The following is a 16,770-nucleotide window of genomic DNA, read 5'->3' on the forward strand; positions in this document are numbered from 1 at the left end:
CATGCTGCCAGCCCGGTCGGCCGGGACCGACGGTGGGCACCGAACCGGGCGTGTGTTCAGCAGTGGTTCGCCGGCGCCAGGCTGCTGGAGACCGAGAATTCACCCGGGGTACGGACCCGCACCTCGGTCCAGCCCTCCGGCCCCGGCCGCAGGCACCCGTCCGCCCCCGAGAGGGAGAGCCAGCGCGACCACCGAACGCGGACCGGCACGTCGGCGGCCCGGTCCGCAGTGAACCGCACCCGTGCCTGGTCGGCGGCGACCAGCCGGCCCGGCGCGCCGACCAGCGGCGTCGGGTCGACCACGGCGTACAGCCGCCAGTCCGGGTTGCGCCACACCTCGCGCAGGTAGGGCTGGCCGGCCTCGATCAGGTCGGCCTCGGCGCGTCCCCACCGGTCCGGCGGGGCGTCGGGCGCGACCGCCACGTACTGGACCGCCTCCCGGCGCAGCCAGTCCGCGTAGGAGTCGCCGGTCAGCCCGTCGGCGTAGAAGAGGGCGTTGCGGTCGGTGTCCACCTGCCGTTCCCAGCCCCGCGCCAGCGGGACCGTCGGCGGCAGGTACGCCGACTCCCAGTGGTCGCGCAACGGCACCACCTCGACCCGGCCCACGAGCTGCCGCCGGGCCAGCTCGTCGGCGAGCGGACGGTGGAACGCCACGGCGCTCTCCGCCGAACCCGCACGGGTCACGTCGCTGACCATCACCGGGTTCTGCCACCAGACGGTGGCGGCGAGCAGCCCGGCCAGCCACGGGCCGGGCAGCGGGGCGTACCCGGCGAGCACCGGCAGCGCGAAGAGCATCGGCAGGCGCAGCGCGTTGGAGCCGACCGGGCTGGGCAGGTAGAAGGCGACGACCACCAGCAGCACGGTGAGCACCGCGCCGATCCGCAGCACCCGGCGGCGCCGGGGCACGACGAGGAGGACCAGCACGGCCAGCGCCGCGTTGATCCGCATCGACTCGGGCGAGTACGGCTGGGTGCCGCCGTTGCCGAACAGCACGGCCATCGGGACGAGCGCGAGCGCCGGCGCGAGGCAGAGGACCAGGCTCTCGGCCAGCGGGCGGTCCACCCGCCAGCCGCCGGCCAGCGGCCGGCCCGGGCCGTCGCCCCGGCGCAGCGCGGCCAGCAGCAGCGCCGCGCCGGCCAGGCCGGTGAAGAGCCCGGCGACCGGGCTGGCCCAGGTGGCGGCTGCGGCGAGCCCGGCGGCCAGGGTCAGCCGCGCCAACCGACCCGGCCGCCCGGCGCCGACCGCGCAGAGGGCGAGCAGCCCCAGCGCCAGGCCGACGGCGAAGGTGATCCGACCGCTGGCCAGGTTGCCGACCAGCACCACCCCGGCGAGCACCCCGGCGAGCACCGGCCGGCGGGCCCGATGCCGCACGAACAGCCAGCCCAGGGCCGCGGCGCCCGCCACGGCGGCGAGGACGCCCAGGGGCCGCACGCCGAGCCAGGCACCCAGCCGGGCCGTGAACAGGCTGTAGCCGTACTGGTTCACCCCGCCGTACCAGCCGAGGTCGATCGGCGTGCCGCCGTGGCGGGCGACGAACCCGGCCCGGGCGACCTGCGCGGCCAGGTCGGTACCCATCGGCGGGGCGAGAAGGAAGGCCACCCCGAGCAGCAGCGCCACCGCCGGGGCCACCAGCCAGCCGGGCAGCGAGCGGCGTTCGGCCGCGGACCGCCCCGGGAGGATGGACGGCTCAGGCACTGAAGACCCGCTCCATCGCGGCCCGCGAGCGGCGACCCGTGCGCAGGTATTCATCCAGGAACTCGCCGGGGTCGTCCCGGCAGAGCAGGCGGACCACCCCGGCCAGCTCCACCCCGTGCCGGGGCAGCTGATCCCCCGCCCGGCCGCGGACCAGCATCAGCGCGTTGCGGACCTGCGCCGCGAGGGTCCAGCCGGCGGCCATCTCGACCGCGTCCTCCGGGTCGACCAGGCCGGCGTCCCGGGCGGCGGCGAGGGCGTCGAGGGTACGCGTCCCGCGCAGCTCGGGCAGCCGACCGGCGTGCCGGAGCTGGAGCAGCTGCACCGCCCACTCGACGTCGGCGAGCCCGCCCCGGCCCAGCTTGGTGTGGGTGGCCGGGTCCGCGCCCCGGGGCAGCCGCTCGGTCTCCACCCGGGCCTTGATCCGGCGGATCTCCACCACCTGCTCCCGGGTCAGCCCGTCGGCCGGGTAGCGCACCGGGTCGGCCATCGCCTCGAACTCGGCACCCAGGTCGGCGTCGCCGCAGACGAACCGGGCCCGCAGCAGCGCCTGCGCCTCCCACACCTTCGACCAACGGGCGTAGTACTGGGCGTACGCGGCGAGGCTGCGCACCAGCGGACCCTGCCGGCCCTCCGGACGCAGGTCGGCGTCGACGCCGAGCGGCGGGTCGGGGGCCGGCGCGGAGAGCAGCCGGCGCAGCTCCTCGGCGATCGCGTGCGCCGCGGCGCCGGCCGCGCCCTCGTCCCCGCCGGCCGGCGGATCGTAGACGAACAGCACGTCGGCGTCGGAGAGGTAGTTGGACTCGTACCCGCCGAGCCGCCCCATGCCGATCACGGCGAAGCGGAGTCCGGGCGGGCCCGGCTGGGCGGCCCGGGCAGTGCGCAGCGCGGCGGCCAGGGTGGCGTCGGTGACGTCGGCGAGGGCGATGCCGACCGCGCGCACGTCGGCGAGCGCCGGCACCCGCTCGGCGCGTACGCCCGGCTCGGCGGGGCGGGGAGTGAGCGGGGCGAGCGCGCCGGCCCGGCTGAGCACGTCGGCGCAGGCCAGCCGGACCAGCTCCCGGCGGCGCAGGGCCCGCACCGCCCGGGTGGCCTCGACCGGATCGTCGTGCCGGGCCGCCGCCGCGGCGAAGCCCTCCGCGAGCACCTCGCGCGGGCGCGGGGTCAGCTCGGTGTCCTCGGCCAGCAGCCGCAGCGCCTCCGGCTCGCGGGCCAGCAGGTCGGCCGCGTACCGGGAGGAGCAGAGCACCCGGGCCAGCCGCCGGGCGACCGGCCCCTCGTCGCGGAGCAGCCGCAGGTACCAAGGGGTGCTGCCGAGCTTGTCGGAGACCTGCCGGTAATTGAGCAGCCCGCGGTCCGGCTCCGGCGCGTCGGCGAACTCGCTGAGCAGCACCGGCAGCAGGGTGCGCTGGATCGCGGCGGTCCGGCTCACCCCGCCGGTGAGGGCCTGGAGGTGGCGCAGCGCCCCGACCGGGTCGGCGAAACCGAGGATCTCCAGCCGGTGCCGGGCCGCCTCCGGGGTGAGCCGCAGCCCCTCCGCGGGGACCCGAGCCACCGACTCCAGCAGCGGCCGGTAGAGCAGCTTCGCGTGCAGCCGGCGTACCTCGGTGGCGTGGGTGACCCACTCGGCGCGGAACTCCTCGACGGCGCTGCGGCCCGGGGTGGGCGCGTAGCCCAGCGCGGCGGCCAGCCAGCGCAGCGCGGTCGGCTCGGTCGGCACGGTGTGGGTGCGGCGCAGGCCCTGGAGCTGGAGCCGGTGCTCGACACCGCGCAGGAAGCGGTAGCCGCGCAGCAGCGCCTCGCCGTCGGCGCGACCGACGTAGCCGCCGGCGACCAGGGCGCGCAACGCCGGGATGGTCCCGGGCGCCCGCAGCGACTCGTCGCCCCGGCCGTGCACGAGCTGGAGCAGCTGCACGGCGAACTCGATGTCGCGCAGCCCGCCGGGACCGCGCTTGATCTCGCGTTCCAGCTCCTTCGGCGGGACGTTGTCGATGATCTTCCGGCGCATCGCGCGGACGTCCTCGACCGCCTCCGGCCGCTCGGCGGCGGTCCACACCAGCGGGGCGAGCTGGGCGATCCACTCCCGGGCCAGGTCCAGGTCGCCGGCCGCCGGACGGGCCTTGAGCAGCGCCTGGAACTCCCAGGTCCGGGCCCAGCGCCGGTAGTAGGCCAGGTGACTGGCGAGGGTACGCACCAGCGGCCCCCGGTTGCCCTCCGGCCGCAGCGCCGCGTCGACCGGCCAGGCGACCAGCCCGCAGACGTGGATCAGCCGGGTGGCGACCAGGGTCGCCGCGCCCAGGTCGTCGTCCTCGGCGGCGACGAAGATGACGTCCACGTCGGAGACGTAGTTGAGCTCGTCGCCGCCGCACTTGCCCATCGCCACCACGGCCAGCCGGGGCCGGGGCGTCCCCTCCGGCAGCTCGTCCACGGCGATCTCGTACGCGGCCGCCAGGGTGGCGTCGGCGAGCCCGGAGAGCGCCGCCATGGTCTGCTCCAGGCCGCGCCCGCCGGTCAGGTCGGCCGCCGCGATCCGCAGCAGCGCCAACCGGTACGCCTGCCGAAGCACCGGGACCGGGCCGGCGGCGGCGGTGATCCGGGCGGCGGCGGCCAGGTCGAGCCGGCCGTCGGCGGTGGGCGCGAGCCCGTCCGGCGCGGTGGCCAGCACGGTCCACTGGTGCGGGTTGGCCACCAGATGGTCGCCGAGCGCCGAGGAGGCGCCGAGCACCGCGACCAGGCGGCGGCGCAGCCCCGGGTCGGCGGCCAGGGCATCCAGCACGGCCGGCGGGTCGCCCGCCCGCCGTTCCGCCTCGACGAGGCGGTGCAGCTGACGCAGCGCCAGGTCCGGGTCGGCGGCCCGGGACAGCGTGGCCAGCAGCTCGCCGGCCCGCTCGTCGACCGGTTCCTGTTCCTCGGTCCGCCACAGCCCGAGCCCGGCCGGGCCGAGCAGGTCAGCGGCCCGCCCGCCGTCGGCGAAGCCGTACCGGGCGAGCCGCCCCCTGGTCGGCCGGGTCATCTCTCAGTGCCCGAGCAGCGGCAGGCTGCGGCGGGCACCGTCATCGTCCAGTTCGCCGAGGGCGAGGGCGGCGAACCGGATGGCGAACGGTTGCCAGATCTCCTCGACGTCGGCCATCACCCGGTCGCAGGCGGCCACCACCAGCTCCGGGTCGTAGCCCAGCTCGGCGAGGAGCGTCGAGTCACGGGCCCAGTCGGCGATCATCGCGGTGTCGCACTCGATGTGGAACTGCACCCCCCAGGCCCGGTCGCCGAGGCGGAACGCCTGGTGCGGGTAGCGGGTGGAGGCGGCCAGCAGGGTGGCCCCGTGCGGCAGCTCGGTGATCTCGTCGGAGTGCCACTGGAACACGTCCGGCATCAGCGGCACGTACCGGAAGAGGGGGTCGGTGTCGGCGGCGTCGCGCTTGCCGACCACCGCCGGGCCGATCTCCGGCCCGGACGGGCTGCGCTCGACCTGGCCGGCGTGCGCGGCGGCCAGCAGCTGCGCGCCGAGGCAGACCCCGAGGGTGGGGACCCGCTGCCGGACCGCCTTGCGCAGCAGCCCTTCCAGAGCGGGGAACCAGGGCGCGCCGGGGCTGCCGTCGGGCAGCGGGTACGCCTGCTGCTCGCCGCCGAGCACCACCAGCGCGGCGTAGCCGTCGAGGTCGGCGGGGAGTTCGTCGCCGGCGTGCGGGCGTAGCACCCGCAGCTCGATCCCTCCCTCGGTGAGCCACTCCCCCAGTCGGCGGAGGTCGTCGGTCGGGTCGTTCTCGATCACCAGCGCGGTCGCCACGACACCGAGGCTATCGGGTACGCCCGACGACGCCCGGTCCGGCTCGGCCACCGCGCCCACTAGGCTCCCGCACGTGCCCACCGACGACTGCCTGCGCGCCCCGGTCCTGCGTACCGGCGACACCGTGATGCTGGTGTCGCCGTCCGGCCCGACCCGGCCGGAACGGGTGGCCCGGGGCATCGAGCTGCTGACCGGCTGGGGGCTGCGCCCGGTGCTGGCGGCGAACGCGTACGCCCGCCAGGGCTACCTGGCCGGCGGGGACGAGCTGCGGGCCGCCGACCTGAACACCGCCTTCGCCGACCCCGAGGTGCGTGGGGTGATCTGCACCCGGGGCGGCTACGGCGCGCAGCGGGTGGTCGACCTGATCGACATGGCCGCGGTACGCCGGGACCCGAAGGTGGTGGCCGGCTTCTCCGACATCACCGCGTTGCAGTTCGCGCTCTGGCGGGGCGCCCGGCTGGCCAGCGTGCACGGCCCGGGGGCGGCCTGGCGGGACGACCGCACCCCGCCCCGCTCGGCGGAGTCGCTGCACGCCGCGCTGATGACCACCGAGCCGGTGACCGTCGAGGCCGTCAAGGAGGAGGAGACGTACTCGGTTCGGGTGCCCGGCCGGGCGCAGGGCCGGCTGCTCGGCGGCAACCTCTGCCTGATCACGGCGTCGATCGGCACCCCGGACATGCCGGACCTGACCGGCGCGATCCTGCTGGTCGAGGAGGTGCAGGAGCCGCCGTACAAGGTCGACCGGATGCTCACCCACCTGCGCCGCTGCGGCGCGCTGGAGGGGATCGCCGGGGTGGCGGTCGGCCAGTTCACCGAGTGCGCCGACGGCTGGGACAGCACCGTGACCGACGTGCTCGCCGAGCGCCTGGGCGACCTCGGCGTGCCGGTCCTCGGCGGCCTCCCCATCGGCCACGGCGTCGGCCAGCTCACCGCCCCGGTCGGCACCCCGGCAGTCCTCGACGCGGACACCGGAACTCTGACGGTCTCCTCCGCCGTCCACTGAGCCCCCGGGCGTCGTGTGGCCAGACGGTCCGGATTTGTCCCGGTTTACGGGCCCGATTTCCAGCTGGCTCATAGCGTCGCGACGGGTTCTCCCCAGGTTCGACCGTCACTGTCGGTGATGTCATCGCACCCCCACCGAACTGGAGAATCGCATGATCCGCACGATGTCGAAGAAGCAACTGCTGGTCGGCCTGGCCGCCGCCGGGGTGCTCGGCGTCGGGATCGCCGCCCCGACGGTGGCGCTCGCCGACGACAAGAGCCCGAGCCCGGCCCCGAGCGCCAGCACGAGCACGAGCACCGACCAGGGCACGGATCGGCAGCAGCAGCGCGCCGACCGACAGCAGGAGTTCGCCGAGGCCCTCGCCAAGGAGCTGGGCGTCCCGACCGAGAAGGTCACCGCGGCGCTGGAGAAGCTCCACGACCAGCACAAGGGCGACCGGCCGGAGCGGCCGTCGACCGAGGACCGGCAGGCGATGCTGAAGGAGCGGCTGGACCAGGCCGTCAAGGACGGCAAGCTCACCCAGGAGCAGGCCGACGCGGTGCTGAAGGCGGCCGAGGCCGGCGTCTTCCCTGGCCCGGGTGGCCACGGGCACCGCGGCTGGGACGGTCGGACCGGCCGGTGACCCGGGTGGCCCCGCCGTCCGCGCACCGGCCGACGTTCCCTCCTGGACGGCAGCCGCTCCGCGGCGGGGCCACCCGGTAACTCCCCGGGGCGCGCGTCCGCATCGGCGGCGCGGCCCGGGGGCCGGGTGGGACCGCTCACCCAGCAGCGGGCGGGGTGAAGACGCCGAGGTGGTTGCCCGACGGGTCGAGCAGGTGCGCGAAGGTGAGCCCGCTCGGCGTGGTCCGCAGCGGCACCAGCACCTTGCCACCGGCCGCCTCGGCCCGCCGGCAGGTCGCCGCCACGTCCGCCACCTCCGCGTAGAAGATCGCGTAGTTCGGCGAGGTCCCGTTCGTGGCCCGGATCGCGCCGGAGATCCCCTGCTCCCCGCCGGCCGTCGTCTGCCGGTACGACGCCCCTGGGGCGCCCTGCTCCTCGAAGGTCCAGCCGAACAGGTCGGCGTAGAAGCGCTCGACCTCGTCGGGGCGGTCGGAGCCGATCTCAAACCAGGTGATGGGCGTGCTGGACATTTTTCCTCCTGAGGCTCGCGCCGGCCGGTCGGCCGGCGTCAGGAAGCAGCCTCACGCCCGTCCGCGACACCGTCCTGTCGGTGTTTTCCGGGCAGTGCCGCGGCGCCAAACAGGGCGGCGGTGAGGTCGTCCGCCGGCCGTGCCCAGTCGCTCCGACCGGCCGGGTCGGGCCTCAGACCAGACTCAGCCGGCGCACCCGCTCGTGCGGGATGTCGAGGTCGCCCGGGTTCAGCTCCCGGGTCACCGCCTCGGCCAGCGGGCGCACCGCGACGATCCGGTCGGTGCGGAAGCAGCGCAGCCCGTCCCGCAGCCGGCACCAGGCGATCAGATACCAGTGCGTCGGATTGCCCAGGTAGGCCAGCGGCTCCACGTCGCGCACCGAGTCCGCGCCGGCGCGGTCCGCGTACGTCAGGCGGAGCACGCGCCGGGCGGCGACCGCGTCGGCGACGGCGGCCGGGACGGGGGTGGCCGGCCCGCCGGCGATCAGGTGCACCCGGCCGGCGAGGCGGTGCGCCTCGGCCACGTCGGCGGCGGGCATCACCGCGACCAGCTTGCGCAGCGCCGCGCCGGCGGCCGAGGCGAACGGCGTGCCGCCGAGGCGGTGCAACGCCACGGCCATCGCCACCGCCTCGCCCGGGCTCAGGTTGACCGGCGGCAGGGTGCGCGCCCGGTCGACCACGTAGCCGCCGGTGCGGCCCGGCTCGGCCCAGATCGGCACCCCGGCGGCCTGGAGCGCGGAGATGTCCCGCTCGATGGTGCGGGCGCTGACCTCGAAACGCTGAGCCAGCCAGCGGGCGCTGCGTGGGCGGGGGGACACCGCCCGCAGCTCCTCCACCAGGGCGTAGAGACGGTCGGTCCGGTTCACCCCCGGCACGCTATGCCCGGGGTACGACAGGGTCAGGCGATGCAGGCGCAGACGATGGCGGCACCGCGCCACGGTGAGCTACAGCGAGAGGTAGCGCTGCCGCTCGTACGGGGTGACCTCGCGGCGGTACTGCTCCCACTCGGCCCGCTTGTTGCGCAGGAAGAAGTCGAAGACGTGCTCGCCGAGCACCTCGGCGACCAGCTCCGAGCCGGCCATCACGTCGATCGCCTCGGCCAGGTTCTCCGGCAGCGCCTGGTATCCCATGGCGCGGCGCTCGGCGCTGCTCAGTGACCAGACGTCGTCCTCGGCGCCCGGGGGCAGCTCGTACCCCTCCTCGATCCCCTTGAGGCCGGCGCCGAGCATCACCGCGAAGGCCAGGTAGGGGTTGGTCGCCGAGTCCAGCGAGCGCACCTCGACCCGGGCCGAGTTCGGCTTGCCGTACGCCGGCACCCGGACCAGCGCGGACCGGTTCAGGTGACCCCAGCAGACGTACGCCGGGCTCTCGGTGATCCGGTCCGGCAGGGCCTGCGGGAAGAGCCGCTTGTAGGAGTTCACCCACTGGTTGGTGACCGCGGTGTACTCGCGGGCGTGCGTGAGCAGCCCGGCGATGAACGACTTGGCCACCTTGGAGAGCTTCATCGGGTCGCCGGCGTCGTGGAACGCGTTGCGTTCCCCCTCGAACAGCGACAGGTGGGTGTGCATGCCGCTGCCCGGCTGATCGGTGAAGGGCTTCGGCATGAAGCTGGCCTGCACGCCGGTGGAGAGCGCCACCTCCTTCACCACGTGCCGGAAGGTCATGATGTTGTCGGCGGTGGTCAGCGCGTCGGCGTACCGCAGGTCGATCTCCTGCTGGCCGGGGGCCACCTCGTGGTGGCTGAACTCCACCGAGATGCCGATCCGCTCCAGCGCCAGCACCGCCTGCCGGCGGAAGTCCCGGGCCACCGCGTGGGTGGTGTGCTCGAAGTAGCCGCCGGTGTCCACCGGGGTCGGCACCGAGCCGTCGTTGGCGCCGTCCTCCAGCAGGAAGAACTCGATCTCCGGGTGGGTGTAGAAGGTGAAGCCCTTCTCGGCCGCCCTGGAGAGCGCCCGGCGGAGCACGTGCCGCGGGTCGGCCCAGGACGGGGTGCCGTCGGGGAGCAGGATGTCGCAGAACATCCGGGCGCTCTCCCCGCTGACCCCGCCCTCGAAGGGGAAGACCTGGAAGGTGGTCGGGTCCGGCATGGCCACCATGTCCGACTCGAAGACCCGGGCGAAGCCCTCGATGGCCGAGCCGTCGAAGCCGATGCCCTCCTCGAAGGCCGCCTCCAGCTCAGCAGGGGCCACCGACACGCTCTTGAGCGTGCCGAGCACGTCGGTGAACCACAGCCGGACGAACCGGATGTCCCGCTCTTCCAGCGTACGGAGGACGAACTCCTGCTGACGGTCCACTTCCACCCCTCGTGACACGTACGTCCGCACCGGTCGGGCCGGTCCGGCCTGACCGCCCAGTCTCCACCGGCCGCGTTACGCCGACGTTACGCGAACACGCGGCGCGTCGTCCCGCCGTGTCCCGCCCCCGGGGACGCCGTCTCGGGCCCCGCCGGCCGACGCCCGGGGCGGTGTCCGGCGTCTCCCGCGTCCGGTCCGATTCCGGCCGTCCGGCTGAGGGAAGATGAGGACATGCCCACCCTGCGTCTCGCCCTCTGCCAGGTCAATCCCACCGTCGGCGACATCGCCGGCAACGCCGACCTGGTCCGCGCCTGGGCCCGCAAGGCCGCCGACGCCGGCGCCCAGCTCGCCCTCTTCCCCGAGCTGATGCTGACCGGCTACCCGGTCGAGGACCTGGTCTTCCGCCGGTCCTTCGTCGCCGCGTCCCGGGCCGCGCTGGATGGGCTCGCCGCCGACCTGGCCGCCGACGGGCTCGGTGACCTGCCGGTCATGGTGGGCTACCTGGACGCGGACGGCCCGCCGCAGGTCAGCGCCGACGCCGTGCCCGGCAAGGGGGCCCGCAACGCCGCCGCACTGCTCTACCGCGGCGAGATCGTGGCCACCTACTTCAAGCACCACCTGCCCAACTACGGCGTCTTCGACGAGGACCGCTACTTCGTCCCCGGCAACCAGCTCACCGTGGCCCGGATCGGCGGGGTGGACGTCGCCCTGACCATCTGCGAGGACCTCTGGCAGGCCGGCGGCCCGTTCGCGGTGGCCCGGCAGGCCGGCGTGGGGCTGGTGCTCAACATCAACGGCTCGCCGTACGAGTTGAACAAGGACGACATCCGGCTGCCGCTGGTCCGCCGCCGGGCCGCCGAGGCGGGGGCCGCCATCGCGTACGTGAACATGGTCGGCGGCCAGGACGAGCTGGTCTACGACGGCGACTCGATGATCGTGAGCGCGGACGGCACGCTGCTCGCCCGGGCGCCGCAGTTCGTCGAGCACCTGCTGGTGCACGACGTGGACCTGCCCCCGGCCAAGGAGCCGGTCAAGCACGGCGAGGAGTTCGCCGACGATATGCGGGTGGTCCGGGTCAAGGTCAGCGACATCTTCCCGCCGGCCCCCACCGGGGCGGTCGCGACCGGCGGGATCATCGAGCCGGTCGCGGACGAGGCCGAGGTGTGGCAGGCGCTGGTGCTGGGCCTGCGCGACTACGTCAACAAGAACCGCTTCCCGTCGGTGGTGCTCGGCCTCTCCGGGGGCATCGACTCCGCGGTGTCCGCCGCCATCGCGGTGGACGCGCTCGGCCCGGACCGGGTGGTCGGTGTCTCGCTGCCCAGCCAGCACTCCTCCGAGCACTCGCGGGCCGACGCCGAGGACCTGGCCAAGCGGACCGGCCTGGACTACCGGATCCAGCCGATCCAGCCCATGGTGGACGCCTTTCTGGCCAACATGTCCCTCTCCGGGGTGGCGGTGGAGAACCTCCAGGCCCGGGTGCGCGGCGTGGTCCTCATGGCGCTGTCGAACCAGGAGGGCCACCTGGTCCTCACCACCGGCAACAAGAGCGAACTGGCGGTCGGCTACTCCACCCTGTACGGCGACTCGGTCGGCGGCTACAACCCGGTCAAGGACGTCTGGAAGACGCTGATCTGGCGGCTGGCCAAGTGGCGCAACGCGGACGCCGAGCGGCGCGGTGAGACGCAGCCGATCCCGGAGAGCTCGATCGGCAAGCCGCCCTCGGCCGAGCTGAGCCCCGGGCAGCTCGACAGCGACACCCTCCCCGACTACGACGTGCTCGACCCGATCCTGATCGGCTACGTCGACGGCGATCTGGGCCGGGACGGGCTGATCGCGTCCGGTCACGACCCGGCGATCGTGGACAAGGTGCTGCGGATGGTGGATACCGCCGAGTACAAGCGGCGGCAGTCGGCGCCCGGCACCAAGATCTCCATGAAGGCGTTCGGGCGCGACCGCCGGCTGCCGATCACCAACCGTTGGCGCGAGCACGGCTGAGCGGCGCTTGTCCCCGGCCCCCGATCCGCGGGCCGGGAGTGAATTCCTCCACTCCGCCCTGCCGCCGCCCGGTCGTCCGGTGCGACGATCGCGGCGGAACCCGGGGACCGCGAGCGCGGCCTCGAGGAAGGAGAGAGTCATGGTGGAGTCCACCCCGACCGAGGTGACCGCCCTCTACGGCGGGCCGGCCACCCGACGGGTCCGCACCCGCGACCTGATCGCCGCCAAGGAGCGTGGCGAGCGCTGGGCGATGCTCACCTCGTACGACCAGTACACCGCCTCGATCTTCGACCAGGCGGGGATTCCGGTGCTGCTGGTCGGCGACTCGGCGGCGAACAACGTCTTCGGCTACGAGACCACCCTGCCGGTGACGGCCGAGGAGCTGCTGCCCCTGGTCCGCGCGGTGGTCCGGGCGACCCGGCAGTCGCTGATCGTCGGCGACCTGCCCTTCGGCTCGTACGAGGAGGGGCCGACGCAGGCGCTGCGGACCGCGGTGCGGTTCATGAAGGAGGGCGGCTGCCACGCGGTGAAGCTGGAGGGCGGCCGGCGCTGCGCCGCGCAGATCGAGGCGATCGTCGGGGCCGGCATCCCGGTGATGGCCCACATCGGCTTCACCCCGCAGAGCGAGCACACCCTGGGCGGCTACCGGGTCCAGGGCCGGGGCGACACCGCCGAGGAGGTCATCGCCGACGCCCGGGCGGTCGCCGAGGCGGGCGCCTTCGCGGTGGTGCTGGAGATGGTGCCCGGTGAAGTGGCCAAGCGGATCACCGCCGAGCTGCGGATCCCCACCGTCGGCATCGGGGCCGGTCCGGACACCGACGCCCAGGTGCTGGTCTGGCAGGACATGGCCGGGCTGCGCACCGGCAAGGCGCCGCGCTTCGTCAAGCGCTACGCCGACCTGGCCGGCGTGCTGACCGACGCCACCAAGCGGTACGCCGACGAGGTCCGCGACGGTCAGTTCCCCGCCGCCGAGCACACCTTCTGAGATGTCGGGCGGTGCGGCTCCCGGGCCGCACCGCCCGCCTCCACGGTCAGACCACGCAGAACTCGTTGCCCTCCGGGTCGGCGAGCTGCGCCGAGTAGTACGCGTTCTCCGGGTCGTCCATCCGCCCGAGCACCCGCGCTCCGAGCGCGGTCAGCCGCTCCACCTCGGCGTCGACGCTCGCCCGCCGCTGCGCCAGGGGCACCGACCGCCCGCCACCGACCTTCAGGTCGATGTGCAGCCGGTTCTTGATGGACTTCGGCTCGGGGACCGGTTGGAACCAGATCCGCGGCCCGCCGCCGGTCGGGTCCTCCAGACGGTCCAGGCAGTCGCCCTCGCCGAGTTCCTCGGCCGGGACGCCGTTCGCCAGGTACCACTCCCGCCAGCTGACGTGCCCGTCCGGCGGCGGCTGCGGCCGGTAGCGCAACGCCTCCGCCCAGAACGCGACGAGCCGCGACGGCTCCCGACAGTCGATCACCAGTTGCCACTCCATACGGCGATGGTTCACCACGGGTGCGACAACGTGGTCGGCCGGCGGGTCAGAGATCGGTGACCCGGATGCCGGCGTGCGCCTTGTAACGCTTGTTGATCGCGATGAGGTTGGCGGTGAACGCCTCGATCTGGTGGGCGTTGCGCAGCCGGCCGGCGTAGATGCCCCGCATGCCGGGGATCCGGGCGGCGAGCGCGGCGACCACCCCGACCAGTTCCCGGTCCTCGGTGCAGATGAGCACGTCCAGGTCGATCCGGTCGATCTCCGGGTCGGCCAGCAGCGGCGCGGAGACGTGGTTGAACGCGGCGCAGACCCGGGACTCGGGCAGCAGCGCGGCGGCCTGCTGGACGGCGCTGCCCTCGGGGACGGCCAGCGCGTACGGGCCCTGCTTGTCGAAGCCGAGCGGGTTGACGCAGTCGACCACGATCTTGCCGACGAGCGGGCCGGCCAGGGCGGCGACCGTGGCCGCGTGCCCGTCCCACGGCACCGCGATGACCACCACGTCGCTGCGGCGGGCGACCTCGTCGTTGTCCGCACCGGACACCGCGGCGCCGGCCGGCACGCCGGGCAGCGCGGCGATCTCGGCGGCGGCCTCCGCAGCCCGCTCGGCAGAGCGGGAACCGATCAGCACGGTCTGCCCGGCCCGGGCGAACCGATAGGCGAGCCCCCGACCCTGGTCCCCGGTGCCACCGATGATGCCGACGGTCAGCCCGGAGACGTCGGGCAGCGTGGTCGCGTCGTAAGCCATGCGGCCATCCTCGCAAAGGTCAGCGCCCGGCAGGGCGGCCAGGCCCTGTGACAATCCCCGCGGCCCGGGGTCAGGCGCGTTCGAAGAGGACCTTGCGCTCGACGGGGTCGGCGGTGACCAGGCGAACCGGGACGCGGTCGCCGAGCGGCAGCTCGCCGACGCAGCGGGCGCGGACGGGCGGCTCGTCCAGCGCGACCGTGCCGCCGGGCAGCCGGCCCGGTCTGCCGCCGTTCCCGGACGGGCGGCCGGGCTTGCCCCCGCCGTCCGTGGCCGGCCGGCCGGGTGCCGCCTGCCCGGGCTGCCGCGGCACCTCGGCGGCCGGCCGGGGCGCGTCCACGTCGAGCACCGCCGCCTCGAAGGTCTCCCCCACCCGGTGGGCCAGCAGCACCGCCTCGGCCAGCTCCACCGCGCCCCGGGTGGCCGCCGACGCGGTCCGGTCGGTGCTCGCCATCACCTCCGGCAGCTTCGGCAGCGCGGCCCGCACCCAGTCGGGCACCTCCCGGCCCTCGTGCAGGGCCAGGCAGACCTCGGTCGCGTACCGGTCGGCGAGCCGGCGCAGCGGGGCGGTCACGTGGGCGTACGCGGCCGCCACCCCGCCGTGCTCCGGCTGCTCCGGCAGCTCGCCGTCGAAGGCGGTGTACGCGGCGCCGCGCATCAGCTCGGCCGCCTGGTCGATGAAGGCCGCCGCCCGGGGCTGGGCCGCGTCCAGCCCGGCGAGCACCTCACCGACCGACATCCCCGCCGGCCAGTGCACCCCGAGCGGGCCGGCGGCCAGCCGCAGCCGCTCCACCGCCTCCGGCCTGGGCGGCGGCATCGTCCGCAGCAGCCCGACCCGGCCGGCGAGCATGATCTCGGCGGCGGCCATCCCGGTCAGCAGGGAGATCTGCGCGTTGTGGTCCTCCATCGGGCCGGGCCCGCGCAGCACCAGCCGCCAGCCGTCGCCGTCGGGCTCGACGTCCTGCTCGGGCAGCGGCAGGTTGACCGCGCCCCGCTGCAGCCCGCGGGCGGTGAGCAGGGCGCCGATCTCGGGCAGCAGAGCGATCGGCTCGGGCAGCCGGCCGGCGTCGGCTGCGCCCTGAACGCCGACGTAGTCGAGCTTGGCCCGGCTGCGTACCCGGGCACGTTCCAGCGCGACGCCGACCGTGCCACCGTCGGCGTCGAGGTCGATGGTCCAGAGCACCGCCGCCCGGTCGGCGTCGGGCAGCAGGCTGGCCGCGCCCTCGCTGAGCGTGTGCGGGTGCAACGGCACGTTGCCGTCGGGCAGGTAGACGGTCTGCCCGCGGCGCCAGGTCTCCTCCTCCAGCGCGCCACCGGGGCGCACGTGGATGGCGACGTCGGCGATGGCGTACCGGACCCGGTAGCCGCCACCGGAACGGCGGCTGAGGTGCATCGCCTGGTCGAGGTCGCGGGACGTCGCCGGGTCGACCGTGACGAACGGGACGTCGGTCCGGTCGGCGACGGCAGGCAGCGGCGCGGACGCCGCCTCGTCGGCCTCGCGCTGCGCCGCGGCCGGGAAACTCTCGGGCAGTCGCAGCTCGCGGCGCAGCGCGCCGAAGTCGATGCGGGGCGCCAGTACTCGTCGGATCACCACGGGGTCAATCCTGACAGCGCGGCGCGTGATCCGCCCACCGACCCGGCGGGGCGACGGCGGGCGGCGGCCCGGCCGTCAGCCGGTCGTCCGCCGGGTGCTCCCCGGCTTGGCCGTCGACCGGCCCGCGACCACCCGCGTGCCGGGCGGCTTCCGGGCGGCGGTGAGCCGCTTGTGGGTACCGCTCGAGGTGCTCGTCCGGACCTCGGCGGGGCTCACCGACGAAGCCGCGGAGGTCGCCGTCCTGCCGCCCGCCTTCCGGGCGGCGGTGAGCCGCTTGTGGGTGCCGGTCGAGGTGCTCGTCCGGGCCTCGACGGGCCCCACCGTGGCGGCCGCGGTGGTCGCCTTCCTGCCGGCCGCCCTGCGCAGGGTGGTCGCGGAGGTGCCGGGGGCCTTCTTCGCCGGCGCCTTCTTCGCCGCCGCGGTCACCTTCCTGGCCGGGGCCTTCTTCGCGGGAGCCTTCTTCGCCGCCGCGGTCACCTTCTTCGCCGGCGCCTTCTTCGCGGGAGCCTTCTTGGCCGCCGCGGTCACCTTCCTGGCCGGGGCCTTCTTCGCGGGAGCCTTCTTCGCCGCGGCCGTCGTCTTCTTCGCCGGCGCCTTCTTCGCCGCGGCCGTCGTCTTCTTCGCCGGGGCCTTCTTCGCGGGAGCCTTCTTCGCCACCGCGGTCGTCTTCTTCGCCGGGGCCTTCTTCGCCGCCGCGGTCGTCTTCTTCGCCGGGGCCTTCTTCGCCGCCGTCGTCTTCCTGGCCGCCGTCGCCTTCTTCGCGGGCGCCTTCTTGGCGGTGGTCCTGGTGGCCGGGGCCTTGTTCGCGGGAGCCTTCCGCGCCGCCGACACGACCTTCTTGGCGGCGGCCTTCCGGGCGACCGCCTTCTTCGCCGGCACCCGACCGGCGCCCGCGCCCGAGGCGTTCGGGGACGCCTTGGTGACCGTGGCCGTCCGGGCCGTGGCCGCGCCCACGGTGCGCTTCGCCGCGGTGGTCTTCTTCGGGGTGGTACGTTTCGCCGCTGGGCGGGTGGTGGCCTGCTGTGCTACGGCCATCTCGGTTCCCTCCTTGGGGACGTGCTCT

The 16,770-nt window shown here is 75.0% G+C and carries 14 protein-coding genes; 4 read left to right on the forward strand and 10 right to left on the reverse strand.

Translation table 11 applies throughout. The features are described from left to right. Positions 1–56: 56 nt before the first annotated feature. The 3 genes from ACFYOS_RS23365 to ACFYOS_RS23375 form a co-directional block, all read right to left on the reverse strand. The gene (locus tag ACFYOS_RS23365) at positions 57–1,574 is read right to left on the reverse strand and encodes a hypothetical protein (protein WP_387145381.1); all 1,518 of its coding nucleotides are present in this window, start codon (positions 1,572–1,574) and stop codon (positions 57–59) included. A 112-nt stretch (positions 1,575–1,686) separates the two neighbouring features. Beyond that, entirely contained in the window at positions 1,687–4,704 is a 3,018-nt protein-coding gene (locus ACFYOS_RS23370) for a bifunctional [glutamine synthetase] adenylyltransferase/[glutamine synthetase]-adenylyl-L-tyrosine phosphorylase (protein ID WP_387145297.1), read from the reverse strand. 3 nt (positions 4,705–4,707) lie between these two features. Beyond that, positions 4,708–5,475: a type 1 glutamine amidotransferase gene (locus ACFYOS_RS23375; RefSeq protein ID WP_387145299.1), complete on the reverse strand. Its 768-nt coding sequence runs from the start codon at positions 5,473–5,475 to the stop codon at positions 4,708–4,710. Between the two features lie 73 nt (positions 5,476–5,548). Here ACFYOS_RS23375 and ACFYOS_RS23380 point away from each other — a divergent pair, with 73 nt between their 5' ends. Next, the gene (locus ACFYOS_RS23380) at positions 5,549–6,478 is read left to right on the forward strand and encodes an LD-carboxypeptidase (protein ID WP_387145302.1); all 930 of its coding nucleotides are present in this window, start codon (positions 5,549–5,551) and stop codon (positions 6,476–6,478) included. A gap of 151 nt (positions 6,479–6,629) precedes the next feature. Further along, entirely contained in the window at positions 6,630–7,100 is a 471-nt protein-coding gene (locus ACFYOS_RS23385; RefSeq protein ID WP_387145305.1) for a hypothetical protein, read from the forward strand. Between the two features lie 136 nt (positions 7,101–7,236). On the opposite strand, the gene ACFYOS_RS23390 is transcribed toward ACFYOS_RS23385, so the two are convergent. From ACFYOS_RS23390 to glnA, 3 genes are all read right to left on the reverse strand, one after another. Further along, positions 7,237–7,608, reverse strand: coding sequence for a VOC family protein (locus ACFYOS_RS23390; RefSeq protein WP_387145308.1), 372 nt, complete (start codon positions 7,606–7,608; stop codon positions 7,237–7,239). Positions 7,609–7,780: 172 nt separating this feature from the next. Then, a complete protein-coding gene (locus ACFYOS_RS23395) occupies positions 7,781–8,473 on the reverse strand; it encodes a helix-turn-helix transcriptional regulator (RefSeq protein ID WP_387145311.1) in 693 nt (230 codons plus the stop codon). 78 nt (positions 8,474–8,551) lie between these two features. Next, complete coding sequence (gene glnA / locus ACFYOS_RS23400; protein ID WP_387145314.1) at positions 8,552–9,901, reverse strand: type I glutamate--ammonia ligase; 1,350 nt, start codon at positions 9,899–9,901, stop codon at positions 8,552–8,554. A gap of 231 nt (positions 9,902–10,132) precedes the next feature. Between glnA and ACFYOS_RS23405 the strand changes: the two genes are divergently transcribed. Continuing rightward, positions 10,133–11,896: an NAD+ synthase gene (locus tag ACFYOS_RS23405; RefSeq protein WP_387145317.1), complete on the forward strand. Its 1,764-nt coding sequence runs from the start codon at positions 10,133–10,135 to the stop codon at positions 11,894–11,896. A 139-nt stretch (positions 11,897–12,035) separates the two neighbouring features. Further along, complete coding sequence (panB, locus tag ACFYOS_RS23410; protein ID WP_387145320.1) at positions 12,036–12,881, forward strand: 3-methyl-2-oxobutanoate hydroxymethyltransferase; 846 nt, start codon at positions 12,036–12,038, stop codon at positions 12,879–12,881. Between the two features lie 46 nt (positions 12,882–12,927). On the opposite strand, the gene ACFYOS_RS23415 is transcribed toward panB, so the two are convergent. The 4 genes from ACFYOS_RS23415 to ACFYOS_RS23430 all read right to left on the reverse strand — a co-directional run bounded on the left by ACFYOS_RS23415 (position 12,928) and on the right by ACFYOS_RS23430 (position 16,742). Further along, positions 12,928–13,371: a VOC family protein gene (locus ACFYOS_RS23415; RefSeq protein WP_387145323.1), complete on the reverse strand. Its 444-nt coding sequence runs from the start codon at positions 13,369–13,371 to the stop codon at positions 12,928–12,930. Positions 13,372–13,417: 46 nt separating this feature from the next. Next, the gene (npdG, locus tag ACFYOS_RS23420) at positions 13,418–14,116 is read right to left on the reverse strand and encodes an NADPH-dependent F420 reductase (RefSeq protein WP_387145326.1); all 699 of its coding nucleotides are present in this window, start codon (positions 14,114–14,116) and stop codon (positions 13,418–13,420) included. A 70-nt stretch (positions 14,117–14,186) separates the two neighbouring features. Continuing rightward, a complete protein-coding gene (locus ACFYOS_RS23425) occupies positions 14,187–15,707 on the reverse strand; it encodes an RNB domain-containing ribonuclease (RefSeq protein ID WP_387145329.1) in 1,521 nt (506 codons plus the stop codon). 75 nt (positions 15,708–15,782) lie between these two features. Continuing rightward, the gene (locus ACFYOS_RS23430) at positions 15,783–16,742 is read right to left on the reverse strand and encodes a hypothetical protein (protein WP_387145332.1); all 960 of its coding nucleotides are present in this window, start codon (positions 16,740–16,742) and stop codon (positions 15,783–15,785) included. Positions 16,743–16,770 lie beyond the last annotated feature (28 nt).

The organism is Micromonospora sp. NPDC005806 (genome assembly GCF_042871425.1).
In the GTDB taxonomy this organism is placed as follows: domain Bacteria; phylum Actinomycetota; class Actinomycetes; order Mycobacteriales; family Micromonosporaceae; genus Micromonospora.

Coding starts and splice junctions, on each gene's coding strand:
- ACFYOS_RS23370 (WP_387145297.1), bottom strand. CDS start 4,704: ATGACCCGGCCGACCAGGGGGCGGCTCGCCCGGTACGGCTTCGCCGAC.
- ACFYOS_RS23415 (WP_387145323.1), bottom strand. CDS start 13,371: ATGGAGTGGCAACTGGTGATCGACTGTCGGGAGCCGTCGCGGCTCGTC.
- ACFYOS_RS23365 (WP_387145381.1), bottom strand. CDS start 1,574: ATGGGTACCGACCTGGCCGCGCAGGTCGCCCGGGCCGGGTTCGTCGCC.
- ACFYOS_RS23385 (WP_387145305.1), top strand. CDS start 6,630: ATGATCCGCACGATGTCGAAGAAGCAACTGCTGGTCGGCCTGGCCGCC.
- npdG (WP_387145326.1), bottom strand. CDS start 14,116: ATGGCTTACGACGCGACCACGCTGCCCGACGTCTCCGGGCTGACCGTC.
- ACFYOS_RS23405 (WP_387145317.1), top strand. CDS start 10,133: ATGCCCACCCTGCGTCTCGCCCTCTGCCAGGTCAATCCCACCGTCGGC.
- panB (WP_387145320.1), top strand. CDS start 12,036: ATGGTGGAGTCCACCCCGACCGAGGTGACCGCCCTCTACGGCGGGCCG.
- ACFYOS_RS23430 (WP_387145332.1), bottom strand. CDS start 16,742: ATGGCCGTAGCACAGCAGGCCACCACCCGCCCAGCGGCGAAACGTACC.
- ACFYOS_RS23390 (WP_387145308.1), bottom strand. CDS start 7,608: ATGTCCAGCACGCCCATCACCTGGTTTGAGATCGGCTCCGACCGCCCC.